The 26,955-nt window shown below is 45.7% G+C and carries 19 protein-coding genes and 5 pseudogenes; 19 read left to right on the top strand and 5 right to left on the bottom strand.

What is annotated here, in order from left to right:
* Positions 1 to 3: 3 nt before the first annotated feature.
* The 19 genes and pseudogenes from AC0L66_RS06885 (at position 4) to AC0L66_RS06795 (ending at position 21,430) form a co-directional block, all read left to right on the top strand.
* Positions 4 to 2,311: pseudogene (locus AC0L66_RS06885) on the top strand (YgiQ family radical SAM protein).
* Between the two features lie 193 nt (positions 2,312 to 2,504).
* Positions 2,505 to 2,837 carry an STAS domain-containing protein gene (locus AC0L66_RS06880; protein ID WP_265673466.1) on the top strand — a complete coding sequence of 111 codons (333 nt, stop codon included), beginning with the start codon at positions 2,505 to 2,507 and terminating at the stop codon, positions 2,835 to 2,837.
* A gap of 57 nt (positions 2,838 to 2,894) precedes the next feature.
* Positions 2,895 to 3,723, top strand: a pseudogene (locus AC0L66_RS06875) (OmpA family protein).
* Positions 3,723 to 5,825 (top strand): SLBB domain-containing protein, encoded by a 2,103-nt coding sequence (locus AC0L66_RS06870; protein WP_265673579.1) that lies wholly within the window; start codon positions 3,723 to 3,725, stop codon positions 5,823 to 5,825. The pseudogene AC0L66_RS06875 and the gene AC0L66_RS06870 overlap by 1 nt, the downstream one beginning before the upstream one ends.
* The gene (locus AC0L66_RS06865; RefSeq protein WP_265673464.1) at positions 5,825 to 6,532 is read left to right on the top strand and encodes a P-loop NTPase family protein; all 708 of its coding nucleotides are present in this window, start codon (positions 5,825 to 5,827) and stop codon (positions 6,530 to 6,532) included. The genes AC0L66_RS06870 and AC0L66_RS06865 overlap by 1 nt, the downstream gene beginning before the upstream one ends.
* Before the next feature lie 160 nt (positions 6,533 to 6,692).
* The gene (locus AC0L66_RS06860) at positions 6,693 to 8,276 is read left to right on the top strand and encodes a sigma-54-dependent transcriptional regulator (RefSeq protein WP_265673463.1); all 1,584 of its coding nucleotides are present in this window, start codon (positions 6,693 to 6,695) and stop codon (positions 8,274 to 8,276) included.
* On the top strand, positions 8,260 to 8,673 hold the full coding sequence (locus tag AC0L66_RS06855) for a glycosyltransferase (protein WP_473568849.1): 414 nt from the start codon (positions 8,260 to 8,262) through the stop codon (positions 8,671 to 8,673). The genes AC0L66_RS06860 and AC0L66_RS06855 overlap by 17 nt, the downstream gene beginning before the upstream one ends.
* Positions 8,633 to 9,136 (top strand): glycosyltransferase, encoded by a 504-nt coding sequence (locus AC0L66_RS06850; RefSeq protein WP_473568847.1) that lies wholly within the window; start codon positions 8,633 to 8,635, stop codon positions 9,134 to 9,136. The genes AC0L66_RS06855 and AC0L66_RS06850 overlap by 41 nt, the downstream gene beginning before the upstream one ends.
* Positions 9,137 to 9,201: 65 nt before the next feature.
* Positions 9,202 to 9,333 carry a glycosyltransferase gene (locus tag AC0L66_RS06845; protein WP_473568845.1) on the top strand — a complete coding sequence of 44 codons (132 nt, stop codon included), beginning with the start codon at positions 9,202 to 9,204 and terminating at the stop codon, positions 9,331 to 9,333.
* A gap of 224 nt (positions 9,334 to 9,557) precedes the next feature.
* Entirely contained in the window at positions 9,558 to 10,778 is a 1,221-nt protein-coding gene (locus AC0L66_RS06840; protein ID WP_473568842.1) for a glycosyltransferase, read from the top strand.
* Positions 10,771 to 11,949 (top strand): glycosyltransferase family 4 protein, encoded by a 1,179-nt coding sequence (locus AC0L66_RS06835; protein ID WP_473568840.1) that lies wholly within the window; start codon positions 10,771 to 10,773, stop codon positions 11,947 to 11,949. The genes AC0L66_RS06840 and AC0L66_RS06835 overlap by 8 nt, the downstream gene beginning before the upstream one ends.
* Positions 11,942 to 13,348: a lipopolysaccharide biosynthesis protein gene (locus tag AC0L66_RS06830; RefSeq protein WP_265673459.1), complete on the top strand. Its 1,407-nt coding sequence runs from the start codon at positions 11,942 to 11,944 to the stop codon at positions 13,346 to 13,348. Before AC0L66_RS06835 ends, AC0L66_RS06830 begins: the two co-directional genes overlap by 8 nt.
* Entirely contained in the window at positions 13,349 to 14,740 is a 1,392-nt protein-coding gene (locus AC0L66_RS06825) for an O-antigen ligase family protein (RefSeq protein ID WP_473568837.1), read from the top strand.
* A gap of 101 nt (positions 14,741 to 14,841) precedes the next feature.
* Positions 14,842 to 15,580 (top strand): annotated as a pseudogene (locus AC0L66_RS06820) (acyltransferase).
* 52 nt (positions 15,581 to 15,632) lie between these two features.
* Positions 15,633 to 16,756: pseudogene (locus AC0L66_RS06815) on the top strand (glycosyltransferase).
* Positions 16,753 to 18,177, top strand: coding sequence for a GumC family protein (locus tag AC0L66_RS06810; RefSeq protein WP_265673456.1), 1,425 nt, complete (start codon positions 16,753 to 16,755; stop codon positions 18,175 to 18,177). Before AC0L66_RS06815 ends, AC0L66_RS06810 begins: the two are co-directional and overlap by 4 nt.
* A gap of 225 nt (positions 18,178 to 18,402) precedes the next feature.
* A complete protein-coding gene (locus tag AC0L66_RS06805) occupies positions 18,403 to 19,518 on the top strand; it encodes a glycosyltransferase (RefSeq protein ID WP_473568834.1) in 1,116 nt (371 codons plus the stop codon).
* Between the two features lie 75 nt (positions 19,519 to 19,593).
* Complete coding sequence (locus AC0L66_RS06800; protein WP_473568832.1) at positions 19,594 to 20,775, top strand: glycosyltransferase family 2 protein; 1,182 nt, start codon at positions 19,594 to 19,596, stop codon at positions 20,773 to 20,775.
* A gap of 10 nt (positions 20,776 to 20,785) precedes the next feature.
* A pseudogene (locus AC0L66_RS06795) lies at positions 20,786 to 21,430 on the top strand (sugar transferase).
* 41 nt (positions 21,431 to 21,471) lie between these two features.
* Here AC0L66_RS06795 and arnF read toward each other — a convergent pair.
* The 5 genes from arnF to arnA all read right to left on the bottom strand — a co-directional run bounded on the left by arnF (position 21,472) and on the right by arnA (position 26,908).
* The gene (gene arnF / locus AC0L66_RS06790) at positions 21,472 to 21,894 is read right to left on the bottom strand and encodes a 4-amino-4-deoxy-L-arabinose-phosphoundecaprenol flippase subunit ArnF (RefSeq protein ID WP_473568830.1); all 423 of its coding nucleotides are present in this window, start codon (positions 21,892 to 21,894) and stop codon (positions 21,472 to 21,474) included.
* Positions 21,894 to 22,241, bottom strand: coding sequence for a DMT family transporter (locus AC0L66_RS06785; RefSeq protein WP_473568828.1), 348 nt, complete (start codon positions 22,239 to 22,241; stop codon positions 21,894 to 21,896). Before AC0L66_RS06785 ends, arnF begins: the two co-directional genes overlap by 1 nt.
* Positions 22,241 to 23,893: a lipid IV(A) 4-amino-4-deoxy-L-arabinosyltransferase gene (gene arnT / locus AC0L66_RS06780; RefSeq protein ID WP_265673450.1), complete on the bottom strand. Its 1,653-nt coding sequence runs from the start codon at positions 23,891 to 23,893 to the stop codon at positions 22,241 to 22,243. Before arnT ends, AC0L66_RS06785 begins: the two co-directional genes overlap by 1 nt.
* 117 nt (positions 23,894 to 24,010) lie before the next feature.
* Positions 24,011 to 24,754 (bottom strand): polysaccharide deacetylase family protein, encoded by a 744-nt coding sequence (locus AC0L66_RS06775; RefSeq protein ID WP_473568826.1) that lies wholly within the window; start codon positions 24,752 to 24,754, stop codon positions 24,011 to 24,013.
* A 171-nt stretch (positions 24,755 to 24,925) separates the two neighbouring features.
* Positions 24,926 to 26,908 carry a bifunctional UDP-4-amino-4-deoxy-L-arabinose formyltransferase/UDP-glucuronic acid oxidase ArnA gene (arnA, locus tag AC0L66_RS06770; protein ID WP_265673448.1) on the bottom strand — a complete coding sequence of 661 codons (1,983 nt, stop codon included), beginning with the start codon at positions 26,906 to 26,908 and terminating at the stop codon, positions 24,926 to 24,928.
* Positions 26,909 to 26,955: the final 47 nt, after the last annotated feature.

Raw genomic sequence — 26,955 nt, 5'->3', positions numbered from 1 at the left:
CTCATGTACAACGACATAACCCCAATCCATGAAACCAAAAAATACTGGGCAGAATGCTTCGGTGTCGCTCCCTTTCTGCCAACAAGCAGAAAAGAAATGGACGCACTTGGTTGGGACAGCTGTGACATTATTATTGTAACTGGCGACGCTTATGTCGATCATCCTAGCTTTGGTATGGCTATCATCGGTCGTTTGTTAGAAGCGCAAGGATTTCGAGTTGGCATTATTGCTCAGCCAGAGTGGCAGAACAAAGACGCCTTTATGACACTCGGTCAACCTAATCTATTTTTTGGTATTACTGCTTAGTAACATGGACTCCATGATCAACCGTTATACGGCGGACAAGAAACTGCGCCACGACGATGCGTACACACCAAATAACGAGGGTGGCAAGCGCCCAGACCGTGCAACACTGGTCTATTCTCAACGCTGCCGTGAAGCCTACAAAGAATGCCCAATTGTACTCGGTGGCATAGAAGCGAGCCTACGTCGCATTGCCCATTATGACTATTGGTCTGACAAAGTCCGTCGTTCAGTTTTGTTTGATGCAAAAGCAGACATACTGCTTTTCGGTAATGCTGAGCGTGCCTTGGTCGAAGTCGCTCATCGTCTGGCTGACGGCGAAGACATCTCAACATTAACCAACATTCGTGGTACCGCGATTAACCTTCCAGCAGAACCCGAAGGTTATACCATCATTGATTCCTCTAGAATTGAGAAACCAGGCAAGGCGTTCGTACCACAAAACCCTTACGCGGTAGAAAGCAATTGCGACACCAATAAAAAAGAACCCGATATCACAGTCGAAGCGAAACCGATCGCCATTAGACCCTCACGCCACGACTCTAAGACCACTGCAGTTCGGCTGCCTCCATTTGAAAAGCTGAACAATGACCGTATTCTATACGCGCATGCCAGCCGTGTAATGCACCTAGAAACCAATCCTTACTCCGGTCGGGCTTTAATCCAGCGCCACGGTAATCGTGAACTATGGGTTAACCAAGCGCCAATTCCTCTCGCAACAGATGAAATGGATTACGTGTTTGGCTTACCTTACGCACGCGTTCCACATCCGATGTATGGTAAAGCAAAAATTCCAGCATATGACATGATCAAAACATCCGTGAATATCATGCGAGGTTGCTTTGGCGGTTGCTCGTTCTGTTCTATTACGGAACATGAAGGTCGTATTATTCAAAACCGCTCTAAAGAGTCGATCATTGGAGAGCTAGAAGAAATCCGCGACAAAGTGCCTGGATTTACTGGCACAATCTCCGATTTAGGTGGGCCCACGGCCAACATGTATCGCTTAGGGTGCTCGGATCCTAAAGCTGAAGCGAACTGCCGTCGCCCATCATGTGTCTTCCCTGGTATCTGTAACAAACTCAATACCGACCACAAGCACACCATCGACCTTTATCGGTCAGCAAGGAAAGTGGACGGCATTAAAAAGGTCATGATTGCCTCAGGCGTTCGATACGACTTGGCGATTGAGTCACCTGAATATGTTCGTGAGTTAGTCACGCACCACGTCGGTGGCTACTTAAAAATTGCGCCTGAACATACCGAAAAAGCCCCGCTGGACCTTATGATGAAACCGGGTATGGGCACCTATGACCGCTTTAAAGAGATGTTCGAGAAATACAGTAAAGAGGCAGGTAAGAAACAATATCTGATCCCTTACTTTATTTCAGCTCACCCTGGAGCAGAGGATGAGGACATGTTGAACCTTGCACTTTGGTTAAAGCGCAATGAGTTCGAGTGCGACCAAGTACAAAACTTCTACCCTTCTCCAATGTGTAACGCGACATCAATGTATTACTCAGAAACCAACCCGTTGAAACGAGTAAAATACAAAAAGCGCGAAGACATCCCTGTTGCAAAAGGGGAGCGTCAACGTCGCCTGCATAAAGCGCTATTGCGCTACCACGATCCAGCAAACTGGCCAATGATCAGAGAAGCCTTAACCAGCATGGGAAAAGCCTATCTTATTGGTGATAAAGCGAGCTGCTTGGTCCCTGCTGAAGATGTGGACTCACAGACACCAGCACAAAGACGAAAGTCAGGACGTCATGGTGCAAACCGGTTTGCCACTAAGCACACCAAAGGGCAACCGGATATCCGTACTGATAAACCAAGAAATAGCAAAGGGCCAAAGGCATCAGGCGGAAGAAATCATGACAGCCGCAGTAACGATAGTCAAAGCAACGATAATCGCAACAGCGGGGGTCGTAATAACGGTAGTCGCACCAATAATGCACCGCACTCCGCAGGCAAGCCCAACAAAAATCGTAAGCCACGAACGCGATAGAAACCCAGCCGACTGTCCGTTCATCCCTTGTATTAAAAAGCGCCTCTCATATTGAGAGACGCTTTTTTTTATTTTGAGAAACCAATCCTTCCAATCCCCTAGCCCTCACTAACAACCTGATAATAAAGCTTTTAATAAATTGGCACAGTTGATGCTATTTCAATATTGTCCCCAAATTTTCGAGGCAATAGACATGGAACTAGTTAAAGCAGAAACCAATAATCATACACTACGCGTGCAGCTTTTCGGTGACTTTGATGCGAGAGGTAGCCGCGAAGCTCAGACTGAAATTGATAATATTATTCACAATGATTGGCACCATGAAGTCGAAGTCGACCTAAAGAAGGTCCACTTTATGGATTCTTCAGGCATCGGTGCTATTGTTTATTTGTATAAGCGTCTGATTGAACGTGAACGCATAATGAGAATTGAAAACGTCACGGGTCAACCATTGCAAATCATGAAGTTATTACGAATTGGGCAAGCTATCCCAGTCAACACGCATGTCAACAACGAGTACTTGTAATAACGAATACTAATAACAACAGCGTTTGGCTTCATCACGTTGAGCTAGGAGTAATATATGGATATATTTTCTCACGTAAAAGTTGCCACTGTTTCCGCCGCTATTTTTCTGTTAGCGGCGTGTTCAAGTTACCCTGAAGAAGGAACGGGTGGCGTTGCAGAACAATACGCGGGGTCAGATTTTTCACCCGTCATGCCCGATGAACCACTAGGCCCAGAGCACGGACTAAGGTTTGATTGGAAACTCGCGAAACTTCAGCTCGATTCGCTCATTCGTGAGGGGGCGAGCTGGTGTTTTCCAGCAGCGGTATTACAAGCCCAAGAAAAGCAAAATCGTATTGCAAGAGAGCTAGAAGGAGGCCTATGGATTGACGCTGCCAATGACATCATAATTCAACGCAAAAAACTTAATGACCTAGAGCTTCGTCTCGACTACGTCCGCTCACAAGCGAGCTGTGCGCCCCCAATGCAAGGCGACGATTTCAACAACTTAATGCAAGTCGTTCAGCAGATTTACGACCTCCTTAATGTCGATAATCAGTTTGCCGTCGATTCAACCGAAATTAACCCCAAATATATGGGACACCTTGCTGAAGCGGCGAATATCCTAAAACGTCACACCTCTATTCGCCTTTCCGTAACCTAGTCATGCTGATATTACTGGTAGCAGTGAACACAATGACAAACTCGCTTTAGGTCGAGCCCAGCAGGTTAAGCGCTACCTGTCTATTTTCGGTTTAAACCCTAAAAGAATTGATACCTATTCTCTAGGAGATGAGTTACCGCTGTATGAAGGTAATACGGATGGCGTTCGCTTAACAAACCGCCGAGTTAGCATTGAAGTTCTCGCCGACGAGGCCAATAGCGCCGCGATGGAGGCATTATGATGAAATCAATATTGGCTCCTGCTCTGTACTGTCTAACGAGCTTGCTTCTTCTCGTGTCATTGTCACTTAATGCTGAGACAAAACAAGTTCAAGTTGGTGACCTAATTCAAGTGGACTTACCCGGAGAGTCGACGCTTAATCGAGGATTTCAAGTCGATAAACGCGGCCGGATCTCACTTCCGGAAGTCGGGACCATTTTCGTTGCTGGCTACGATGAAGAACAACTTGCAACCACGGTAACGACCGCATTATCCCAAGCCTTTCGTGATACTACGAATGCAAAGGTGTACATCGCTGAACGACAAATACTGGTGTCCGTTCAAGGCTATGTGACATCTCCGGGCGAATATACGCTTCCCCACAATTCTAATATCCAAATGGCATTGCACGCGGCAGGTGGATTACGCTCTGGCGCTCAGCTTAACAAAATGATTTTAAAACGGGGCGCTGAGCGTCAGGATTTTGATTACAAGCGTTTTCTTGACACGGGGGATGACAACAACCTACCCACCTTACAATCTCTAGACACGTTATTTGTTCCTGCCTCACCACTGGTCGGTAACATTGAACAAGAATTTGATCCCTCTAAACTTGCCGATGCTGGGGACAGTGCCGACGCCAAAAAAGCCATCAAGGTATTTGGGGAAGTGAATGCGCCCGGTTCATTTTCTTACAAATCCGGTACCGACCTCGTTGACATTCTTATGCGCGCAGGAGGCGTCACTCGCTATGCGGGCGTGGAACAGATTCGTGTGATCAGTAACAATGTTCCGATATTATTCAATCTTAAACGCTACTTAGATTCAGGTGATACCTCGCAGCTTCCTCCACTCGTCGCGGGCGCCACTATTTTCGTCCCCAAACAAGAAGAAGAAATTAAGTCCGGAGCCAATACCGTTTATGTTATGGGTGAAGTGGCCAGCCCCGGTGCCTATGAAGGTAAACGCGGCGCGACGTTTATGGACATTCTCGCCAACGCTGGCGGCCCAACTCGCTTCGCGGAGTCGCGTCAAATACGTGTCATCAAATCAACGGGCAAAGTCATTAAATTTGATATGACCGCATTCACTGAAGGACTCAAAGGGAACAAAGCGCCAGACATTGGTCCTGGCGACGCAATTTTTGTTCCCGAAAAAACCGATATGAACGAAAAATCCTGGCTAAAAATCGCACCAGACCGTGCTGTGAATGTGATTGGTGAAGTGGTTCGCCCGGGGCGTATTGAGTGGTCGGATGAAATGGATTTAATGGATTTATTGGCGCACGTAGGAGGGCCAACTCTGAGGGCCGATACAACCAAAATTGAGATCGCTAACGGCCGAAAAATGAAAGTTTTCAATCTTGACAAGTTTATTAAAAACGGCGCACCTCAATCCGGTCTGCCTTATATCACTGCAGGTACCATTGTTCGCATTCATGATCTTCCTCAAGATCCCTCTGACAATAAATCGCAGTGGGTGAGACAAAGTTCCGACGCCTCTATTTATGTTTTCGGACAAGTCAATGCGCCCGGCCGCTATCGATTCACCAATGAAATGCACTTTTTGGATATCCTGTCGGCGGCCGACGGTCCCACTAAAGACGCCGATATACACAATATTCGCGTCACACACCGTGATAAAACCTACGCTAAAGTGAGCAAATTGAATCTATCTCTATACTTTGAAACAGGGGATGAAACTATTCTGCCAAATGTCCTTCCTGGCGATACCATCTACATTCCTGAGAAAGATAAAAATTGGCTGGATACCCCCAAAGAAGAAACCATCAGAGTCTTAGGTGCCGTGAATAACCCTGGTCGCTATTCGTTTAACGACAACATGACCATACTAGACATTTTGGCAGAGGCTGGCGGCCCAAGTGATAAAGCCTACCTAGAAAAGATCAGCGTTGTAAATATGTCCTGTTGTCAGGGGCAAGCGCGCTCTTTTGATCTCGTGTCTTTTAGTAAAACCGCTGACATTAGAAAGCTTCCCGTACTTCGCGCTGGAGACACCATCTATATTCCTGACCGTCGAGACAGCCTAGCCGAAAAAGCACGTCTGGGTCTTAGCGATATTCTTAAACTCACCACGACGATTATTTTAATAGGAGCGCTCTAATGACTATTCCTGCGACTCACTCAGAGATTGAAGAGATTTACCTCAATGCAGAGCTTCATCAATGTCGCTCACTATGCATATCCGCTTGTAACGAAGAAGAAGGCACCTCATCGATTGCTCAAGCATTAACTGAACGTTATTTGCTGGCAGGGTATAGAACCTTGCTGGTCGACCTCAATATGCATCACCCAAGTCTATTACCCCTCTCCATAGCTAATGAAGAGCATTCTGTCGAGGACCACGGCAACGCGTGGGTTCAGCACAACGCATCACCTCGTGTCTTTCTAGGAATTGCCGCTCCAAGCGATCCCGCGACTAGACTCACCTACAAAGATCCCCGCTTATTACAACAAGAAGTCACCCATTGGTTGGAGGAATATGACCGCGTGATCATTGACACTTCTCCCATTCTCAACATAAACAAAAATAACATCCCTGCACCTTGTGTCGCCAATGCGTGCGACGGCACTATTCTCGTCGTACTAAGTGGTGTAACGGTCATTAACCAAGTAGAGAACGCCATTGCACGTCTCACTCAAGGCGAACGTACTCGCGTACTTGGCACCGTTCTAAATTATCAACACCAACCGTCTCTCGCTTCAGAAATCTGCCGAGAAATCGATCGATTCAGTTGGCTACCACAAACTCTTACTGCACGCCTAAAGCGCTCAGTCAATAACAATCGCTTTTTGTCATTGTCTATTTGAGGATGTGTCTACCATTAAGACTTGCTCGTCATTTTTTCAATGCAATTTGTGATTAAAGCCTTAACCTTCATACTGTTACCGATAAAAAATATTAACAATGCTCAGTTTTCGTCTATGCTTAAAGTCATCAAGGATGAATAACAAGAACAAGGACTGAGGCATGACTCCGAAAGTACTTCTCATAGAAGACTCGTCATCTCTTGCTGTACTCTATAAACAGTTTTTGAAAGATGAACCCTACGACGTCATTCATGTCGCTACTGGCGGTGAGGCAAAACGTGTACTTGAACGCACATTGCCTGCCCTAGTTATTCTCGATTTGCAACTTCCAGATATGCAAGGTGAAGTGATATTAGAATGGATTGCAGAAAAAAATCTGCAAGTCCCAGTCATTATCGCCACTGCTCACGGTAGTGTTGATATTGCGGTTCACTTAATACAGAAAGGGGCTAAAGACTTTTTAGAAAAGCCCATTCGAGCCGACCGTCTCAAAACCTCGATTAGCATTCATTTAAAACAAGCAAAACTTGAGCACATGTTGGACGATATCCAACAGCGTTTAGACCGACAACATTTTCATGGCTTCATCGGTGCCTCGCTACCAATGCAGGGGGTATATAAGATTATTGATGCGGTCGCGAACACCAATGCCAGTGTCTTCATTATTGGTGAAAGTGGCACGGGCAAAGAAGTGTGCGCGAACGCAATACATAATGAAAGTGATCGTCGCGACAAACCGTTTATCGCCATAAACTGTGGCGCTATCCCAAAAGATCTCATGGAGAGTGAAGTTTTTGGTCACATGAAAGGCGCATTTACAGGCGCGACAACCGATCGAAAAGGCGCGGCAACCCTTGCCCATGGCGGTACGCTATTCTTAGACGAACTGTGCGAGATGGATTTAGAGATGCAGAAGAAGCTTCTGCGATTTTTACAAACCGGAACCTTTACGCCGCTAGGTGGCACAAAAGAACATAAAGTCGATACTCGCATTATTTGTGCGACCAATCGCGATCCTATTCTTGAGGTCCAAGAAGGGCGTTTCCGGGAAGACCTTTACTATCGGGTTCACGTGGTCCCTGTCCACATGCCGCCATTAAGAGAACGCGGGCAAGATATTGTTACGCTTGCTGAACATTTCTTAAATCAGTATGCCAAGCAAGATAACCGTCGCTTCCAAAGTATTTCACAAGATGCCCAACGCTATTTTAAAAAATACGCGTGGCCTGGTAACGTGAGGCAGCTTCAAAACATTATCCGTAATATTGTCGTGTTGAATGATGATAAATCACTAGGTGTACAGCACTTGCCCCCAGAAGTGACATCGCCTGGTAGTACCTCAATGTCTCTCAGTATTGCCTCAGCGCAACGCGCTTCTATCACCAGCGTCTCTGCGCAATTACCTGAACCTTCCCCAACAAACCATGATGTGACAAACAGAGCCCTGCTGCCAAATGGTATCGAACGTCGTAAGTCTGATATTCAGCATCCCGAGGTGGAGTCAGAGCCTATGGTGGCTCAGCAACACACTGCAAGCATCGATGCCTCCTCATCAACATCAGACATTAGTCATAGCAATGGCATAAGACCAATGTGGCAAATAGAGAGGGAAGCTATCCAACAAGCCATTGATTTTTGTGATGGAAATGTCCTGAACGCAGCGGTATTGCTCGAACTCAGCCCATCAACCGTCTACCGTAAGAAGCAAGCATGGGAATCAGAGGAAGATGCCTATCAACAATAACGTTTGGCTTGTTTTGGACAGCAGCCAATTTGGCGGCATAGAAACGCATGTTCTAGAGCTTGCGAAAGGGTTAAAGCGCCACCAGCAAGACGTCGTTGTGGTCATATTTGACCAGTACGGCACGTCACCACCTTTAGTTGAAAAACTCAAACAGCATCAAATTACTACGCTAATACTCAGTATCAACTACCCCGGGGTTCCAATATGGCGGCGGTTACACTGTGCGATTCAACAGGCAATAGCGTCGTCAAATACCCCCGCCGTCATCCACTCTCACGGTTATAAAGCCAACATTCTAGCGAGGGTCACACGCGTTTGGGGCCGTTACCACAACATCGCTTTTGTCGCCTCATTCCATGCTCGACGAGACCCCATCGGGCAAAGTTCGGCTATATGACTGGTTAGACCGTTATAGTTCAGTCTATAACCATCTGCGTATTGCTGTCAGTGAAGCAATATTAGCAAAGCTACCTCGTAGGCAGGATGCCGCATTGGTTAATAATTTTGTTCCACTTCAGCCTGTTCAATCGCATTGCCAAAACCGAATCGCTTTTGTTGGACGTCTAAGTGAAGAAAAAGGACCGGATCGCTTTCTAGAGGTCGCAGCATCCTGCCCAAGTGGTCACTTCGATATTTATGGAGACGGAAGCATGCTCGCGCAGCTACAAGATAATGCTCCGTCCAACGTGACATTCCATGGCCAACAAAAAACCATGGATGTAGTGTGGGAGCGTATCGATCTGCTGCTCATTACTTCCAGATTTGAAGGGTTGCCCATGGCCGCATTAGAAGCCATGTCTAGGGGGATTCCCGTAATGAGTTTCCCGCTAGGGCAACTACCCGCATTAATTGAAACCTAAGCAAGAATGGCTGGATTGTTGAATCCAATCTAGAAATGGTGAGCGCACTCAATAGATGGCTAGACATGCCAGCTGAACAGCGCCAACGGCTCAGCCAAGCGGCTCACCGACAAATTCAACAGCACTACTCTACTGACATTATCATTCCACAGTTACTTGACCTATACCAACACGCCTCACCAGAAACATCACTTTAGGGTTGAGAGCAATAAGCCGTCGGTTTTCTGTCTTTAACTCTGCTCTCACGCGAACCCACTCACATTGCAAACTGATTCCTATATTGAGAATCCCTGTCACTCGCTCTTAAAATAACGCAACATAAATCGTAAACCACTGTTTTAAATTGATATATTTTATTGGCATCGCAATTGCTCTAGTTAGGTATCGATTGAACTTTTGCGTGAATGATTGCGAGGCCAACATGAAAAACATCTTGTATGTCCACTTTGGAGAAAACTGGATTCGTGGTAGTGAGCAATGCCTCATTCAACTCATCAACCACTTAAACACTGCAGAGTATCACCCGGTTGTCTGGACGAATAACCACGCTCTGAATGATCTGCTGGCGACCCACTCCATTGACTCTCAACTGGATCACTTCACCCTACTAATGGGAGGATACCAACCGAATTTCAACGTCAAAAACTGGTTCCAACTCATCAGTAAAGGGATCGCGCTCATTAAGCAATTCAACATTGATGCTATTCATGTCAACAGTGGCGCACCATGCCAATGGATGAACCTCGTTGCCAAGATAACGGGTACGCCTTTAGTCACCCAACTACACTCAGACTATATGCTACGCGATCGTTTTTGGCTTGGATTACATCTCTCACCACGAGTCGTGACGGTAAGCCATGCCATCTCTAAAAACCTGCTTGCTGACGGCTTCCCAAAAGATCAACTTGACGTAATTCACAACGGCATACCGAATCCCTCTGCGTCAGGGGCTACACAAGAACAGCAGTCATCGTGGGTAAAACAGGAACTCCAACTCCCTGATAACACGCTCCTATTTGCAACCGTAGGTTCACTTATTCACCGTAAGGGCGTCGATCGGTTGCTACATGCTTTAACTCGACTTACTCCCCACTACCCGAACCTGCACTTGGTGGTTATTGGCGATGGGGAATTAAGGCAGGCGCTGCAATCTCTCGCTACACACCTTCGCATCGAAAAGCATGTCACATTCGTTGGTGAGCAATCCAATGTCTCGCAATGGCTAGTCGGGGGTGTCGACGGATTTATCAGCGCAACTCGAGAAGAAGCATTTGGACTGGTTATCGCCGAAGCAGCCTTAGCTAAATTGCCCATTATTGCGCCAAATATAGGCGGTATCCCAGAATTTGTTACCCACAATACCAGTGCTCTTCTCTTCGACAATCATGGTGATGATGAGCTATTAGTTCAGTGGTGCCGACTTATTGATGAGTTTTCAAGCTTATCTCCGACACTAGCCGACCATGCTTATAACTATGTGTCTAAGCACCTCAGTGTACAAACTAACACCCGAGCGATTGAGCATATCTATGACAAAGTCATCAAAAGCCAAGCTCAGGAAAGTGTGTCTCTTCTTGCCGCATTAAGACCGCTAAAAACCTATGTTCAGCGCCGTTGGGTGGGAGGTGTTCGTCATGTCTAATTTGAACCCAGTCCCTGACAGCAAGTCTACACCAAACCGCCACGCGGTGATCTTTGACCCAATGCCCTTTCATGGTGGATCAAAAGTCGCCACTCAAGCCATTCTCTCAGTTTGTGATGAGCCTGATTTTTCCGTCAGCGTTATTACCGCTCACCCACAAGGATGGCAAGAGTATGCTCGAACTGAGGGAAAGGAAATCAAAATACTCACTATTCCTTTTTCATCTTGGATGTCGTCGATCACGGGGCGAGCGTTTTATTTAGTACTGCTATTTCGCCTATGCTTGTGCATGGCTTATCTCACTTGGCTACCCAAGGCTACCTTACTAATAGGAACAACTCAGCCAGGGTCAGACATGGTACTTTACCTGCTCAAAACCCTACTTAAACTGCCGATTATTCAATTCATCCACGGACCGGTTGGCAATTCTCGCTCTGTCGCCTGGTGCCTAAAACAAGCTGACCAGATTTATTACTTAGAAAGCACAGAAGCCTCCATTACGCTCGCATTATCAATGCTGAATGATGGCACTCAACTTTGCCATATTAATGCGACACCGTTCATTAATGGGCTCAGCGTATCGCAATGGCCAAGTCTTCGCCAACAATCTCAAGCACGAGTATTTTGGGCTGCATCACTGCTAAAATGGAAAAACCTCGACCTTCTTACGGCAGCAATAAAGAGCATGGATTGCCCTGCTGAAGGTGATATTTGTTACATCAAACCGAGTGCCATGATATCGCAACACGAACAATGTCAGGCCCCTCAGCCACTAGCGACATTAAGCTGGCACGAGCAACCAGACAATCTTGATGATATCCGCAAACAGTGCAGTATTTTCGTCTCCACCAGTACCCATGAGCCTTTTGGTCTTTCAGTACTAGAAGCGATGGCGGCAGGCTTATGCCCAGTGATTCCAGAAGACGGCGCGTACTGGGATCAAATACTCACCGATAACGTTGATTGTTTGAAGTATCAACCAAACAATGCAACGTCTCTTGCAGATAAACTTGTGTTACTCAGTCAGTCACCACTGTTACGCGAAGAAATCAGTATTGCAACTTTAGAAAAAGCGCAACACTACCGTGCCGATATTTGTTATCACGATGCTGCTCATTCAATTTCGATACTTTCTCAACCAATGTGCCTACGAGAAAGTTCTCATGAATAAGTCTTGGCAACACTTCATCACTTATGGCTTTAGCATTGTCGTAACACGAGGGCTTTCACTCATCATGCTGCCGTTCATTACTCGATATTTGGCGCCAGAACAAATTGGTAAGCTTGAACTACTGGCAACAATTAGCGTGTTTGTTGGCTTATTCATTACCTTTTGCCTTCATGAAGCCCTTTATCGATATGCTGGTCACTTTACCTCGGTAAAAAAACAATACGTAATCGCTAATCGACTCTTTAGTTTATCGTGCTTAGTAGCCGCAATTATCGGTCTACCACTTTGTTTGTTAGCGTTTACTCTAGACCACCAGCTTCTGTCTCCTATAACGCATAAAGAACTGCTACTGGTACTAGTGAGCGTACTCTTTACTGGACCACTCTCTGTCTCCACTGCTTGGCTTCGAATGCAGGACAAAGCTCGCTCATTTTTCGTCATTAGTGCAATCGCCAGTCTCATTCAAGTCACCTGGATCGTCATTGCACTCAATCTACATGCGACAGTGGGCGCCATTCTTTGGGCAGGGCTTGTGGCAACAGTATTCCAAATGGTGGCATTACAAGTCGCAAACCAATTTCGTTGGCGAAAAATACCCATATCACCGATGAAGCAGTACCTCATTTACAGTCTACCTATTGTCGGTTCAGGTCTTGTTGCCTTTGGCCTAAGTGGTGCCGAAAGGTGGATACTCGCGGCGAACACATCACTACTGGAACTTGGGCTATACGCCATCGCAGCTAAATTTGCGCTTGCCATGTGTCTATTGGTTCAGCCTTTCGGTATGTGGTGGATGCCAAAACGATTTCAGATGATCAAAGAACAAGGCCGTACGGCAGTCATCAGAATATCGCAAGCCGGACTCATCTATATTTTTATGCTTGTCGCTGCGATGAGTTATGCTGCCCCGCTGTTTATTTCAATCGCGCTGCCTATTGACTACGAGCCTGCCATCACCTTCATCGTTCCCGCCCTAATGATCGCCATGTTCAAGGAAATGGGGGAAATCACTAACATCGGCATTCTTTATCGCAAACAGACTCAGCACCTATTCACCATCAACTTGATCAGTGCCGTCGGCGGCGTTTCTAGCGCTTTTGTGGCAGGGCAATGGGGAATCATCGCCATACTAACGGCCCTAGCCCTAGTGGGCATAGGACGGTTTGTTGCTATTAGCATCGTCAGTCACCGTTTTTACCATCTCCATTATGACTGTGGTTCATTACTTACTTTAGCAATGCTATCCATCAGTTTTTGCTTCTTGTCCATCTATATACAAGATATGACTGCTCGCTTGATCATGAGCCTCCTCTCACCTATTTTTATTCTATTAACCGCATTATTGCTGCAGCGTTTTGCACTAACCCAACTGCCAGCCCTGCAGCAGAGTGAGCCTTAGATGACAACAACGCAAGCTAACCCAACCGCAAAACATGGCTTACTCAGCCTTGGGGTTACCTTGTTCGTTGGACTTATTTGGTGGTTCATCCCCCATCCTGCCTTAGGGCTAGCACTCAGTTTATTGCCCATAGCAATTTTATTTGTTCTTAGTCAAACCTTTTGGCTCGTGACCCTCTTCATTGTCTTTTCATTTTTCCGAATTCATGAGGTTTTCCCGGTCCTTTACCCATTAAAGTTCCCGCTAATGTTATCCGCAGGAGCACTTGGTGCCTTACTTTGGCACACGCTGGTCAGTCAGCAAGTCAAACTCTATTGGCATCGAACTTACATATGGCTTATTGCTTTTTGGGGGCTGGTCATCATCGGCGTCATTCTGGCGGCTAACAGAGGCGTTGCCATCGCAATGTTCAATGGTACCTACTGGAAAATCATGGTCATGACATTAGCCGTGTCTTGGCTTATCACCTCTCCCAAAGAACTGTCACGGTTCTCTTTCTTGATGGTCACATCAGGATTACTTGTCGGTTGCGTTGCCCTGTTCAACTCCGTTAACGGTATCGGGCTGGTTGAGGGCTCCCGTGTCACCATTGGGCGAGATTTTGGCTCTATGCTCGGTGACCCAAATGATCTCGCGTTAGTGCTAATGTTCCCACTGGCGTTTTCTGTCGGCGCTGCGACGACAAAAGGGATAGGTGGCTTTTTTCGTACTTTTTCTTTCATTACCTCTATCGTGTTGTTGCTCGCCGTGATCGCGACTCAAAGTCGTGGAGGATTGCTTGGCTCAATGTCCGTATTCGGCGTCTATGCTTGGCGACTTATTCAATCTAAAACCTTGTTCTTTTCTATCGGCGGGATTGCCGCTCTCGCTTTATACGCCGTTGCGGGCATTTCCGACCGTGCTTCTGGCGGTGCGGAAGAAGCTGGGATTGATGCGTCCGCAATGGGGCGGCTGTATGCTTGGGAAGCGGCCTATAAAATGGCACTAGATAATCCAATCTTTGGTGTCGGTTTGGATAATTTTTATTATAACTACTTTTTCTACAGCCCCCACTGGGATGGCGTCAATCATGCGGTCCACAGTACATGGTTTGGCGTGTTAGCCGAAACCGGCTTTTTAGGTCTAGGCCTGTTCATCATGTTTATCTATTCTTTAGTGAAATGCGCTCGCCAAACCCTACAAACTATCGATAGCCAAACCATCGATAACCAAACCAATGTCCCCCCTTATCTTTTGTCAATGGCACTCGCTGTTTATAGCGGATTAATCGGCACTATTGTTTCTGGTACTTTTCTCACTCAAGGCTTCAATTGGCCCATCTATCTCCTCGCTGCTCTCACTATCGCCGTCTCACAAATTGCTTCTCAATTTGAGAACACTCACCCTCGCTAACCACAGATAGAACTAATTATCTGTTTTAAAACAATAAAAATAGTTGGCTCGCTTCTTGTAATTCTATGAAGACCTCAAGCTTTTTGACAAGGACTTCAACGATGAACGCCACTACTTCATTTGATTTTAAAACTTGGTTACGCTCGCACCCGAATCCTAAAATGCAAAAGCTGTTTGTCTTTTTGAAAAAAACACGGGCAACCTAAGCCTTCCCACACCACGGTTCTACAACAACGTTCTCTACGCGTTGGTGACTTTATGTCGCAATAGTATTGAAACATTCACGCGTTTGGTTATTTATACGCCTAAGCATTTAAAGGACGCATCGCAAGCTATGGTCACTCCTTATATCTTTATAGTGGCCTGCCCCTTATTACTGGACCGCTGACCATTGAGTTAGGTAACGACTGTCGTGTCTCCGGACACACGACATTCAGCGGTCGAACCACTCCCCATCCAGACCCTCAAGTACAGCCCAAACTACTTGTAGGTAGCAATGTTGATATTGGATGGCAAGTCACCATTGCCGTGTCAGAGCTGGTTGAGATTCAAGATAATGTGAGAATTGCGGGTCGTTGTCAGCTCTTTGGTTACTCCGGACATCCTATCAACGCAAAGAAACGTGCATTAGGCGACCCTGATGAAGATCATCGCATCGGCAGTATCATCCTTGAAAAAGATGTTTGGCTAGCCACGGGCGTCACCATACAACCTGGAGTGACCGTTGGCGAAGGGACAATTGTCGCTGCTGGTAGCGTCGTCACCCATGATTTACCTTCGAACGTAATTGCAGCAGGTAGCCCTGCAAAAATAGTCAAATATATCAACCAAGATCAGTAATGGTTCAATGCAAATGAATAGCCGTCGCTGCCACTCAAATAAGGGAATAATGATGAGAGATCTGATTGTATTTGGGGAAGATTTTGGTGCTCTGCCGTCAAGCACACAGCACTTGGTCAAGCGTCTCGCCAAGCAACGAAAAGTGCTGTGGATCAACTCCATTGGCCTACGCCAACCCCGTTTTAGCCGCCACGATCTTCATCGAGCGGCAAATAAACTTCTTGGCAAAGACAAGTCTCATCAACTTGATTTGGACACCGAAACGGTGCCGAGTTCAATAACAATTGTCAATCTCATCACCATACCAGCTCCTCGCTCTGCAATGGCGAGAAAGCTGGCCGCAAACCTAATGGCTTATCAGCTTCGACCTATTATCAATAAGTTATCACTGAATAATGCACTCGTCTGGACCTCGCTACCCACCGCTGTTGATGTATGCCCACTGCTAGGAGACTACCCTGTTCTATACTATTGCGGCGATGATTTTGGGGCGCTCGCCTATATGTTGACCATCGTACTGTGTTAGAACACGAAGAAAGACTGGTTGCCAATGCCGATATGATCATTACGGCAAGCGACAAATTACTGAGCAAGTTCCCAGACTCCAAAACAAATGTCTTAAGCCATGGTGTTGACTGCGGAAAGTTTTCGACTCCTACAATACGAGCTACCGATCTCCCTAACAATCAGCGTCCTATCGCAGGCTTTTATGGCAGCCTGTCAGATTGGATAGATTACCCATTATTGAATGACGCAATCCGAGCATTGCCCCATTGGGACTTTGTCTTTATTGGACCATTAGAGTTAGATAGCTTTCCTATCATTCAGGCCGATAACGTCCACTATCTTGGACCTCGCCCTCATTCGCAATTACCTAGCTATAGCCAGCACTGGACGGTCAGCCTATTGCCCTTTGTATTGAACGAACAAATAATCGCATGTAACCCACTCAAGCTTAAAGAGTATTTAGCCTCTCGACGCCCAATCGTCGCCAGTAACTTTCCTGCGCTCGACCCTTACCGCGAGCATGTTAACGTCGTCCACGACTCTGCCTCACTAATACAAGCTCTAAAACGTCTTGAATTACACTCCGCAGAGCTGCCCAAAGGGATTGTAGACAGCGAAAGTTGGGATCAGCGAGTCATTACACTAGAGCATTATTTGGAGGCGATATGAGTGAGTTAAAGCTGCGTCTCCTTATTATTTTCACCGCGGCATGGCGACGACGTTATGCCATCGCGATTCCAATATTGGTCATGCCATTTATTGCCTATGCGATTGCCACTTTAGCACCGCTAAAATACAAAGCTCATACCAGCATGCTGATTCAAGAAACCGCAAAAATGAATCCGTTCCTTGAAGATCTTGCAGTCTCTACCATGCTAAAGGATCGCATCGCAGCCTTAAAAACGCTGCTCAATAGTCGTCACGTTTTATTGTCTGTTGCCGATGATCTGGGGCTAACCAATGATCAAATGCGCCCAGATGAAGTAGAACAAGTCATCAACAAAATGTCGTCAAGCTTGATGGTAACGCAACTTAGTAAAGATTTTATCAAAATCGAACACACCGCCTCACGACCTGAAGGCATGCAAGCGATGCTCGAAGCCGTCAGTGTCCACTTTATTGAAGAGTTACTTGCGCCAGAGCGCTCCTCCATTCGTGATTCCAGCGAATTTCTCGCCATACACATAGACAAACGACAACAAGATCTCGACGCAGCAGAGCAAGCACTGGCTAATTATTACAACCAGTATTCATCTTCAACACCCGAAATGCAAAATGAAAATCTGAGTCGCCTTGCGTCTTTACGTCAAACCCTCGCGGAAAAAGAAGCTGAGCTATCTGGTGTAGAAAAAAGTCTCGGGACGTTAGACCAGCAGCTATCTAAAACCAACCCTATTGTCGGCAAGATAGAAGAACAAATCATCGAAACCCGCAGTGCACTCACGTTACTCAAAGCGAAATATACCAATAACCACAGTGCTGTGCAGGCAAGGGAGAGAGAACTCGATCGGCTTGAGCAAGAAAGAACCTTGCTTCTCAACTCCGAACAATCGAGTTTAGACAATGACCAACTATGGGACATTGCTAATTCTTCAGTCAGCAATCAGGTCAGTGAGTTACAACCAGTGTTGATCACTCAACTGCTGAGCTTACAAGTGGTAAGAAGCCGTTATGAATCGTTAAAACAAGAGACGGGTAGCCTAAAGCGCATGATAGACGATCTCACTGATACCGCTCAAAACTACGGGAGTACTGCAAAGCAGTTGTTAAAGCTACAACGAGATGTCGCGTTAAAACGCCAGTTATATGACGAACTGGTCGAACGTTACGAAATGGCTCAATTAACGGGTTCGCTTGGTGTATTTGAACAAAACAAACGAGTGAAAATTATTGATCGCCCTTTTACCCCTAGTGCCCCAACCAATATCCCCGCGATCATCTTTTTCGTCGTAGGAATCTTGGCTGGCGTTGCTCTTGGGATTGGCATGGCGATCGTATTAGAGCTATTTGACACGACCATTAGGCGCAGACATCAACTAGAAACCATATCCGGTGTCCCGTTAATCACTGCAATACCAAAATTTGACTAGCACTTAACGCCACTGTCGCTTGTTATTCACGTTCAAACTGATTCTCAATTTAAAAATCGAAATCAGTGGCGACAATGAGACATATTAAGCAATTGAAATATAACTATTAATTTTATGGCACAAGGAATGCAATAGCTAAACTACAGCAGCACCCTCTTCGCAGTTATTAGTTATTAGTTATTAACACTAACGTGTCGTTCTAGTTAGAAACATAAGGAGAACACCATGAAAACGTCGCCTCTTATTGCCAAAAAGGGCACAGGATCCACTTTAAAAGTCATTCATGTTGTACAACATATGGCACCCGGTGGACTGGAAACCATGGTTCTCGAACTGCTAAAGCAGGCTAACGACGCCGAGCGCGTATTCATCGTGAGCTTGGAAGGTGAGATGGAACAAGCATTGGAACATTGGCCCAAATTACGCCAATACCGTTCACATTTGTTCTTTCTTGCTAAACCAGCAGGAACGCAAATAACCTTAGTAAGAACACTTTCGCGTCTGTTTAAAGCACTGTCACCTCAAGTCGTTCATACGCACCATATAGGTCCACTTCTATACGGCGGTATCGCGGCGAGGCTTGCTAAAGTACCCATTCGAATTCACACCGAACATGACATGTGGCACCTCAATTGCGAAAAGCGTCAAAGCGTAGAGGGCTTGGCACTTAAACTCGTGAAACCGATTTTAGTCGCGGATGCATGTGGCGTACAGCAACAACTTATCGAGCTATTTCCCAACACCGAGCCATTACTTATTAAAAATGGTATCGACTGTAATCGTTTCGTGCCTGGCGATCGCCTCAGCGCTCGTCGAGCACTCAACTTACCAGCCCATCCAATGATGATTGGTACTGCTGGTAGATTAGAGACCGTCAAAGGTCAGATCTTTTTGCTCAAAGCATTATCTCGCCTCCCTAAACACATACACTTAGCCATCGCTGGTATTGGCTCGCTCGACACTGATTTGAAACAGCTATGCCATGACCTTGAGATTCAAGACCGCGTCCACTTTCTTGGTCTTGTTGACCAAATGCCGACTTTTTATCAAGCTTTAGACGTTTTTTGCCTACCATCTCTGCAAGAAGGTTTTCCGTTATCACCGTTAGAAGCACAAGCTTGCAATATTCCCGTTGTTGTCACCGATGTTGGCGCGGCAAAAGAAACACTGTGTCCGTTGTCTGGTGTCGTGACTGAGCCGAAAAATGTTGCATCACTCATTGATTCTCTAACTCTTGCCCTTCAGACCAAGCATCTATTCTGTCCTCGGGATTTTGTGGTAGAAAACAACGATGTGAGAGCAATGAGTCAAGCCTATCGCAATCTGGTATTCAAAGCTTAGTGTCATACCCCAAGATTATGGCGCTCAATATCACCCACAAATTAAGTCAAGCATCTATTGCATAGGAGCAAGTCAATGGACGGAATCTGGTTAGGAATATTTTCAATATGTGCGGCTCTCATTGTCTACCATCATGCGGGCTACCCATTGCTACTACGTTGGTATTCGAATAGACATCCGCTCAAGGCCGTGGCGTCGTCAAACCGCGGTTATCGCGAACAGAATAAAGACCGTGTGCTACCTAGCATTACTATTTTGATGCCAGCGTTTAATGAAGAGTTGTGGATTGCGGAAAAAATTCGAAATATCGCCAGCCTTGATTATCCCCAAAGCAAACTTCGTGTGCTCATTATTGCCGACGGCTGTACTGATGACACTGTACATGTAGCAGAATCGACAATACAGGAAGCAATATGTTCAGAAGCGCATTTTGAAGTCATCGCCCACGAGAAAAACCGCGGTAAAGTGGCCATACTAAATCAAATGTTACCTTGTATCTCCTCAGACATTACCGCGATCACCGATGTATCATCACTTATCTCTATCGATGCTCTCATTATTGCAGCGAAACAATTTCGTGACCCAGAGGTTGGAGTGGTGAATTCCACTTATCACTTACTCGACCAAAAAAGCAGTGAAGCGGCGTATTGGCATTACCAAAATCAGATCAAATATCGAGAAACGACATTGGGCTCCACTATCGGTAGTCACGGTGCGTTGTATTTCATTCGTACCGCCCTATTTGAAGCACTACCCACTAACGCCATTAACGATGACTTCCTCATTCCAATGCACATTGTGCACAAAGGCTATCGCGCAGCCTATTCACCTGACATGAACGCCGTTGAATTAGAGGCGACCCAAGCTGGGGATGACTTCAAACGTAGGATCAGAATTTCTGCAGGTAACATGCAGCAGGTTGTTCAGTTATTTGACTTATTTTCCCCACGCTTTAAGGGGGTCGCTTTTGCCTTCTTCTCAGGAAAAGGACTAAGACTACTTACGCCTTACTTAATGATTAGCTGTCTCATAACATCGGGTTTATTGAGCCAATACTTTTTGTTTCTATGCTTTTTCGTTGCTCAAATTGCGATCTACAGCTTAGCCGCTTTAGCCTATTACTTCCCTCATTTACAACGTACTAAACCCATGCAGCTTTTAACGTATTTGGTCGTTGGTCACACTGCAAATTTCATTGGTGGCTTGCGCTACCTGCTAGGATTTGAAAACGGAAAATGGAAGCGTGTTTTACGCTAGGAGACTTATCATGAAAAATACCACCTATGAAAAACCAACCATTCGCATCGCCAAACGTATCTTCGACTTGATTGGCGCGAGTGTCGGCATGGTAATCTTAGCGATATCATTCATACCTGATTGCTATCGCAATAAAATTAACATCCAAAGGACCTGAGTATTCTATCAACAATTAAGAGTGGGTAAGTTTACGCCCACTAAAGTTGACCTTATTCACGTACTTAAATATCGCACCATGTACATTAATGCCGAGAGCCGAAGCGGCGCAACGTGGGCGACGGAAAATGACCCGAGAATAACGCCAGTTGGACGATTTTTAAGAAAAACTCGACTCGATGAATTACCGCAGTTCATTAATGTCATCAAAGGCGATATGTCCTTAATTGGTCCAAGACCAGAGCGCCCTGATTTCTATACAAAGCTTGAACAAGATATCCCCTTTTTTACTGAGCGAACTTATGATGTTTTACCTGGCATCACGGGGCTTGCACAAGTCAATCAAGGTTATGACACCTGTGTAGATGATGTGAGAAGAAAAGTAGGGTTTGATCACAGCTACGCGTTATCACTATCATCATTGAAAACATGGTTCATTACTGATGTGCATATCGTCATCAAGACATTGAAAATCATGGTTGATGGCCGTGGCCGTTAAGCATAACGACCCCTGTTGTGACGAGTATAAAAAATCCAGCCTCAGCTGGATTTTTTTGCGGTAAAGATGCACATAAGTCCGACAAGAATAAACCCAATGCCAAACAACTTCACTCCATTAAATGGCTCATTCAACCACGGAAGCGTTACGGCCAGCGCATAAACTAAAACGTAACTCAAACTCAATAACGGATAAGCTACGCCTAAAGGTAAATGTTTAAGCGCCATTACCCAACATGCCATTGAGGTGGCATAGCATAACAACCCTATCGCCACACAAACTAACGCAGGCCAAGTCGCTAGCCAAAGTTGCCCTAACTCATATTGAGCGAGCAGCTCTGCTATTAGGGTCCACTGAGAAGATACATTACCCATCCCCCACTTCATCGCTAATTGAGCGACAGAAATAAGTACAACGCTTAACAAGGCAACCGGAAGTCCTGCTTTTAAATCTTTCAATACCATTAGCCAGCACCACCTAAAATACCGACACCAATCATGATAAACATCACACCAAGCCACTGCTTCGGAACGATCACTTCTCCAAATGCAAACTTTGAGATCAACAGCATGATAACAAAGTTAATACTTAGCAATGGATAGGCCACCGAGACATCCCACTGGCTCAGGACACCAAGCCATGTAATGGCACTGGTTCCTAAAAATGTAATACCGAGTAGCATAGGGAAGCTAAACAACTTCCCTATCACCGATAAGTGTGGATTTTCTTCAAAGTGCATCGCCGCTCGCTTTTGCCAATACTGGCTTAACGAACTGGCGACGACAGAAAGAACAAACAGAAAAACTGTCATTAATTTTGTGCTTTCTTGTCAAAAATCAGCGCATGATAACGACCTAAATCGACATGATCACTCGATTCTGGGAAACCTTCTGGCAAGGCAGGCAAATCTCTAAAGTGGAGCAAAACAGGCCCAGTTAATTGTTTTTCTTTAATAAACTCACCCAATTGATTCCACGCAACATAACGATGTTTTGAATCGTCATATTCAAGGCCATAATCCACTTCGCCCATACCTCTGGTTAGGTAGACATCGCTGCGTTTTAAGTACCAATTTAACGCAGACATTGTGTCAGGATAATCGGCAATCAGCACCATGTCATCAGAGACTTTTGGCGCCAACATGGTCATAAAGTCTTCTGGCATTTTCGAGTGAATCGTTGTGTTTGGCACAGCAAATGAAAATAAAGCAAACAACGCTAATGGTGACACCATATAGGCAGCAAACTTTTTCTCAAATGACGACGTTTTAATGGCGTAGAAGGCACAAACAGCCCAAAAACCAAGAATAAACGCCGCTACTGCAACGCGGTAAGATTCGGATGCCTCAAGTGGCAGTTTGCCCATAAAGAACATCACCACTAATACCGTAGCGACTACAGCAAAGAACAAACCATTAATGGCTGAACCAATTGTTAAACCTTTTACTTTTTTCTCGCCCGCTTTCAAAAGACCATGAGTCAAAAGAATCGCGATAGGCGCCATACAAGGAAGGATGTATGTCGCTAACTTCCCACTGGCATATGAGAAAAATAGGAAAGGAACAATCGCCCAAAGCAATGAGTAGCGAATGAGCGGTTTTGACAATTCACCTTTGAGTTGCACCACTGCCGACGGCGCCCAAAATATCCACGGAAGCGTACCCAAAAACAGGAATGGAACGTAGTACCAGATCGGCGCAACGTGTTGAGCGTCTTCGGCGGTAAATCGGTGAATATGCTCTTCCCAGAAGAAGTAATTCCAATAATCGGCTTCGGCTGCATGCACAGCAAGTGACCATGGTAAGCAAGTGATAAACGCCACAAGCATGACCCACCAGCCCCAGCGCAGTATTTCTAAAAACTGCTTTTGCATGATCATATAAGGGACAACGACAATCACGGGCAGTGCTAGTGCGAGGAAACCTTTGGTTAATACTGCGCATCCGCAGAAAAACCCTGCCAGACCATAATTAAGCCAGCGCTGAGCACTGGTTTGAGATTGGGTAGCAAAGAAGAATGCGACGTAACAAGCACTCAACCAGAACGCAAGCATGCCATCCAGTACGCTGTACGTACCTACAGCCGCCACCATAAACATACTTAAAAATACGCCCGCGGTTAACCAACCTTGACGGCGTGTCGTCATTTTACCAACGACTAATACTAAACTAAGAGCAACACCTAAAGTCGCGAGTGCAGAGGCAATACGCACAGAAAAGTTATTTTCACCAAAAATCACTTGAGCGATCGCATTAAACCAATAGCCCATTACCGGCTTTTCAAAATAACGCAGGTCATTAAATGTTGGTACAATCCAGTTTCCGGATGCGACCATCTCTCGAGAGATTTCACCGTAACGCAGCTCATCAGGGGACCAGAGTGGACGAATATCCAACGGCAATATGTAAAGAGCTATAAAGAAAAGCGGAACCCATACCGCCCAGTTAATTCGAGATTGTTGCATTCTTCATCCAATTGAATAAAAGCCCACGACTATCATGGGCTTGTGTTTAGTATGTGGCGTATTATTTCTATACTGCCAATTTTGCATACCGCTAATAAGGTATACAAATAAGGTAACTCAGAGTCCCATTCGTTTTACAAATGAGGCTTGGTGAGTCAACCAACCTTCACGTCCTTCCATCTCAATATTTTTTATCGAATCATGAGGAAGTGGATCAACTGCATCATTAAGCAGATCAATCATAGGCACGAATTCTATATTTTGTTGCTTAGCTCTGACAATCAATTCTTCAAACATTTCGGCACAGACGATACCTTCCACTTCGGCATGAATCGTATAAACGTTCAGACCATCGCGTTTAATCAGCTTAAGAATAGCGTCATTATAGTTGCTGTTGTCCACGCCATCTTGGCCAACCAATTCATCATACGTTGGCAAGGTGACAGGGATCTGTGGTGCCATTCCTTCTCCTGGTGAGAAAATGGAATCGCCACGACAGTCACTGTTGTACTTGAAAGGAAAGGCATTTTTCTCAATCAAAGTCTGATCAGTACAACGCCATCCAGCGACAGCACTACAAGGTAAGTGTTTACCTGTGATGTCTTTGAGAAGATTATAGCCAAGGGTTATTTGATTGCGAAGTTCCGCATCAGACATGGTATCTGTTTTCATTTGCCATTTATGGTGATCCCACGCGTGGAGACCAATCTCATGGCCAGCGTGATCGGCAGCTTCAATGATAGGACGTAACTTCTTACCAATGATTGGACCCGGCCACAGCGTACCACGGATGAGAATATCGTAACCGTAAAGACTCGCAGCTTTTGAGCGAAGCATCTTCTTCAAAAATGCAGGACGCAAAAAGGCGCCATATATGGCGCCCCATGTTATCAGGTCCAACAGTAAAGAAGAATGAAGCCATCACTCCATGCTTTTCGAAAATTTCGAGCAGCTTAGGCACGCCGAGTTTCGTTCCTCGAAACGTGTCTACGTCGATCCTAAGACCGACCTTAGTGACTTCATTCTGATTCATTACTTATCTTCTGCTACTGCACCTTTAAGGAAGAAATCTAACGTCTCTTCGATAGTATCATTCATGTGAACCTGTGGTTCCCAATCCAGAAGTTTCTTCGCGTTAGCAATGCTTGGTTTACGGTGTTGAACGTCTTGGTAACCGTCGCCGTAAAACGCTTTGCTTTCTACTAGGTTGTAGCCCGCAAATGGAGGGAAGTTGCCACGTAATGGGTGGTTTTCAAACTTCTCTACCAATGTTTCAGCCAACTCTTTGATGCTCGCTTCGTTCTCTGGTGCACCAATGTTGATGATTTGACCGTCACACAGACCATCTTTGTTTTCGATGATGCGGAATAGTGCTTCAATCGCTTCAGAAATGTCCGTGAAACAGCGCTTCTGCTCACCGCCGTCAATCAGTTTGATTGGCGTACCTTCAACAAGGTTTAGAATAAGCTGAGTAATCGCACGGCTAGAACCAACACGTGCTGAGTTCAAGCTATCAAGGCGAGGACCCATCCAGTTAAATGGACGGAACAGTGTGAAGTTAAGACCATCTTTTTTACCATAAGCCCAGATTACACGGTCAAGCAATTGCTTAGACACTGAGTAGATCCAACGCTGACGGTTGATAGGACCCACGATAAGCGGCGACGTATCTTCGTTGAACTCAGAATCCGTAGACATACCGTAAACTTCTGAAGTCGATGGGAAGATAATGCGCTTGTTGTATTTCACACAGCCACGAACAATCTTCAAGTTCTCTTCAAAATCCAGCTCAAATACTTTGAGTGGGTTACGCGTGTATTCAATTGGAGTCGCGATAGCAACTAATGGTAATACGATGTCACACTTCTTAATGTGGTACTCAATCCATTCGTTATGAATGGTGATATCACCTTCAACGAAATGGAAGTCAGGGTGACCCAAGTGATCAGAGATCTGGTTAGAGCTCATGTCCATCGCGTACACTTCGTAACCGCCATCATCAAGAAGACGCTTAGTTAAGTGAGTACCGATGAAGCCGTTTGCACCTAGGATAAGAACTTTTTGACGTTTCTTAGCATTGATGATCGCGCTTGCTTGAGGACCAAAACGCATACCTTCGATTAAGTGAAGTTCTGCAGCCAGTTGCTCACCACCAAGATATAGACCGTTTTCCGCTTCACCAGAGTTAACAATCACTGAGCCTTGAGCACAAGCAATGGTTAGAGGAGAAGTCGCAACAATCGTACCTGGCGTCGCTTCAAATGTTTTTTCGCTTGGTGTCACACTCCAGATTGTCAGCTTACGCTCACCTAGGAAAGTAAAGGCACCTGGGAATGGTTCAGTAACCGCACGCACTAAGTTAAATACTGTGCGAGAGTCTGTAGACCATTTGATTTCACCATCAGCGGGTGTACGGCGACCAAAGTACGTCGCTTTTGTTTCATCTTGTGCGGTTGCTACTGCGCTACCATCAACGATGGTTGGCAATACTTTAGCCAGTAGATCGCTTGATGCTACCGCTAGACGCTTATGCAGTGTTTCTGCTGAATCTTCGTCAGTAATGGCAATTTTTTCTTGACCAACGATGTCGCCAGCGTCCGCTTTTTGCACCATTTTGTGCAGCGTCACGCCAGTCTCTGTCTCGCCGTTAACCAGTGCCCAGTTGATAGGAGCACGACCACGGTAAGTTGGAAGCAAAGAACCGTGCAGGTTAAAGCCACCTTTTGGCGCAAGATCCAACACTTCTTGGCTGATCATATTGCGGTAGTAGAAAGAGAACAACGCGTCAGGTTTCATCTGGCGAATTTTCTCAACCCAAAGTGGGTGGTTTACGTCTTCTGGCGCATAAACTGGGATACCGTTTTTCGCCGCAAGCTTCGCTACAGACTCAAAAAATACGTTTTCGTTGCTGTCATCAACATGGGTAAATACCGCTTCGATTTCAACGCCTGCTTCAAGCAAACTACGAACGCCTGTACAACCGATATTGTGGTAGGCAAACACGACTACTTTCATGGAATATTCCTCTAATATAAATCTTATTATTTGTTCTTTGATTCGTC

The organism is Vibrio sp. GJ43-1 (assembly GCF_055808835.1).
Note: the sequence above shows the minus strand (reverse complement) of the source record. Positions and strands in the feature narration are given on the sequence as shown.

Excerpts from the sequence above, each read along its gene's own strand:
- AC0L66_RS06880 (WP_265673466.1), top strand. The coding sequence starts at position 2,505 with ATGGAACTAGTTAAAGCAGAAACCAATAATCATACACTACGCGTGCAG.
- AC0L66_RS06870 (WP_265673579.1), top strand. The coding sequence starts at position 3,723 with ATGAAATCAATATTGGCTCCTGCTCTGTACTGTCTAACGAGCTTGCTT.
- AC0L66_RS06865 (WP_265673464.1), top strand. The coding sequence starts at position 5,825 with ATGACTATTCCTGCGACTCACTCAGAGATTGAAGAGATTTACCTCAAT.
- AC0L66_RS06860 (WP_265673463.1), top strand. The coding sequence starts at position 6,693 with ATGACTCCGAAAGTACTTCTCATAGAAGACTCGTCATCTCTTGCTGTA.
- AC0L66_RS06855 (WP_473568849.1), top strand. The coding sequence starts at position 8,260 with ATGCCTATCAACAATAACGTTTGGCTTGTTTTGGACAGCAGCCAATTT.
- AC0L66_RS06850 (WP_473568847.1), top strand. The coding sequence starts at position 8,633 with ATGCTCGACGAGACCCCATCGGGCAAAGTTCGGCTATATGACTGGTTA.
- AC0L66_RS06845 (WP_473568845.1), top strand. The coding sequence starts at position 9,202 with ATGCCAGCTGAACAGCGCCAACGGCTCAGCCAAGCGGCTCACCGACAA.
- AC0L66_RS06840 (WP_473568842.1), top strand. The coding sequence starts at position 9,558 with ATGAAAAACATCTTGTATGTCCACTTTGGAGAAAACTGGATTCGTGGT.
- AC0L66_RS06835 (WP_473568840.1), top strand. The coding sequence starts at position 10,771 with ATGTCTAATTTGAACCCAGTCCCTGACAGCAAGTCTACACCAAACCGC.
- AC0L66_RS06830 (WP_265673459.1), top strand. The coding sequence starts at position 11,942 with ATGAATAAGTCTTGGCAACACTTCATCACTTATGGCTTTAGCATTGTC.
- AC0L66_RS06825 (WP_473568837.1), top strand. The coding sequence starts at position 13,349 with ATGACAACAACGCAAGCTAACCCAACCGCAAAACATGGCTTACTCAGC.
- AC0L66_RS06810 (WP_265673456.1), top strand. The coding sequence starts at position 16,753 with ATGAGTGAGTTAAAGCTGCGTCTCCTTATTATTTTCACCGCGGCATGG.
- AC0L66_RS06805 (WP_473568834.1), top strand. The coding sequence starts at position 18,403 with ATGAAAACGTCGCCTCTTATTGCCAAAAAGGGCACAGGATCCACTTTA.
- AC0L66_RS06800 (WP_473568832.1), top strand. The coding sequence starts at position 19,594 with ATGGACGGAATCTGGTTAGGAATATTTTCAATATGTGCGGCTCTCATT.
- arnF (WP_473568830.1), bottom strand. The coding sequence starts at position 21,894 with ATGGTATTGAAAGATTTAAAAGCAGGACTTCCGGTTGCCTTGTTAAGC.
- AC0L66_RS06785 (WP_473568828.1), bottom strand. The coding sequence starts at position 22,241 with ATGACAGTTTTTCTGTTTGTTCTTTCTGTCGTCGCCAGTTCGTTAAGC.
- arnT (WP_265673450.1), bottom strand. The coding sequence starts at position 23,893 with ATGCAACAATCTCGAATTAACTGGGCGGTATGGGTTCCGCTTTTCTTT.
- arnA (WP_265673448.1), bottom strand. The coding sequence starts at position 26,908 with ATGAAAGTAGTCGTGTTTGCCTACCACAATATCGGTTGTACAGGCGTT.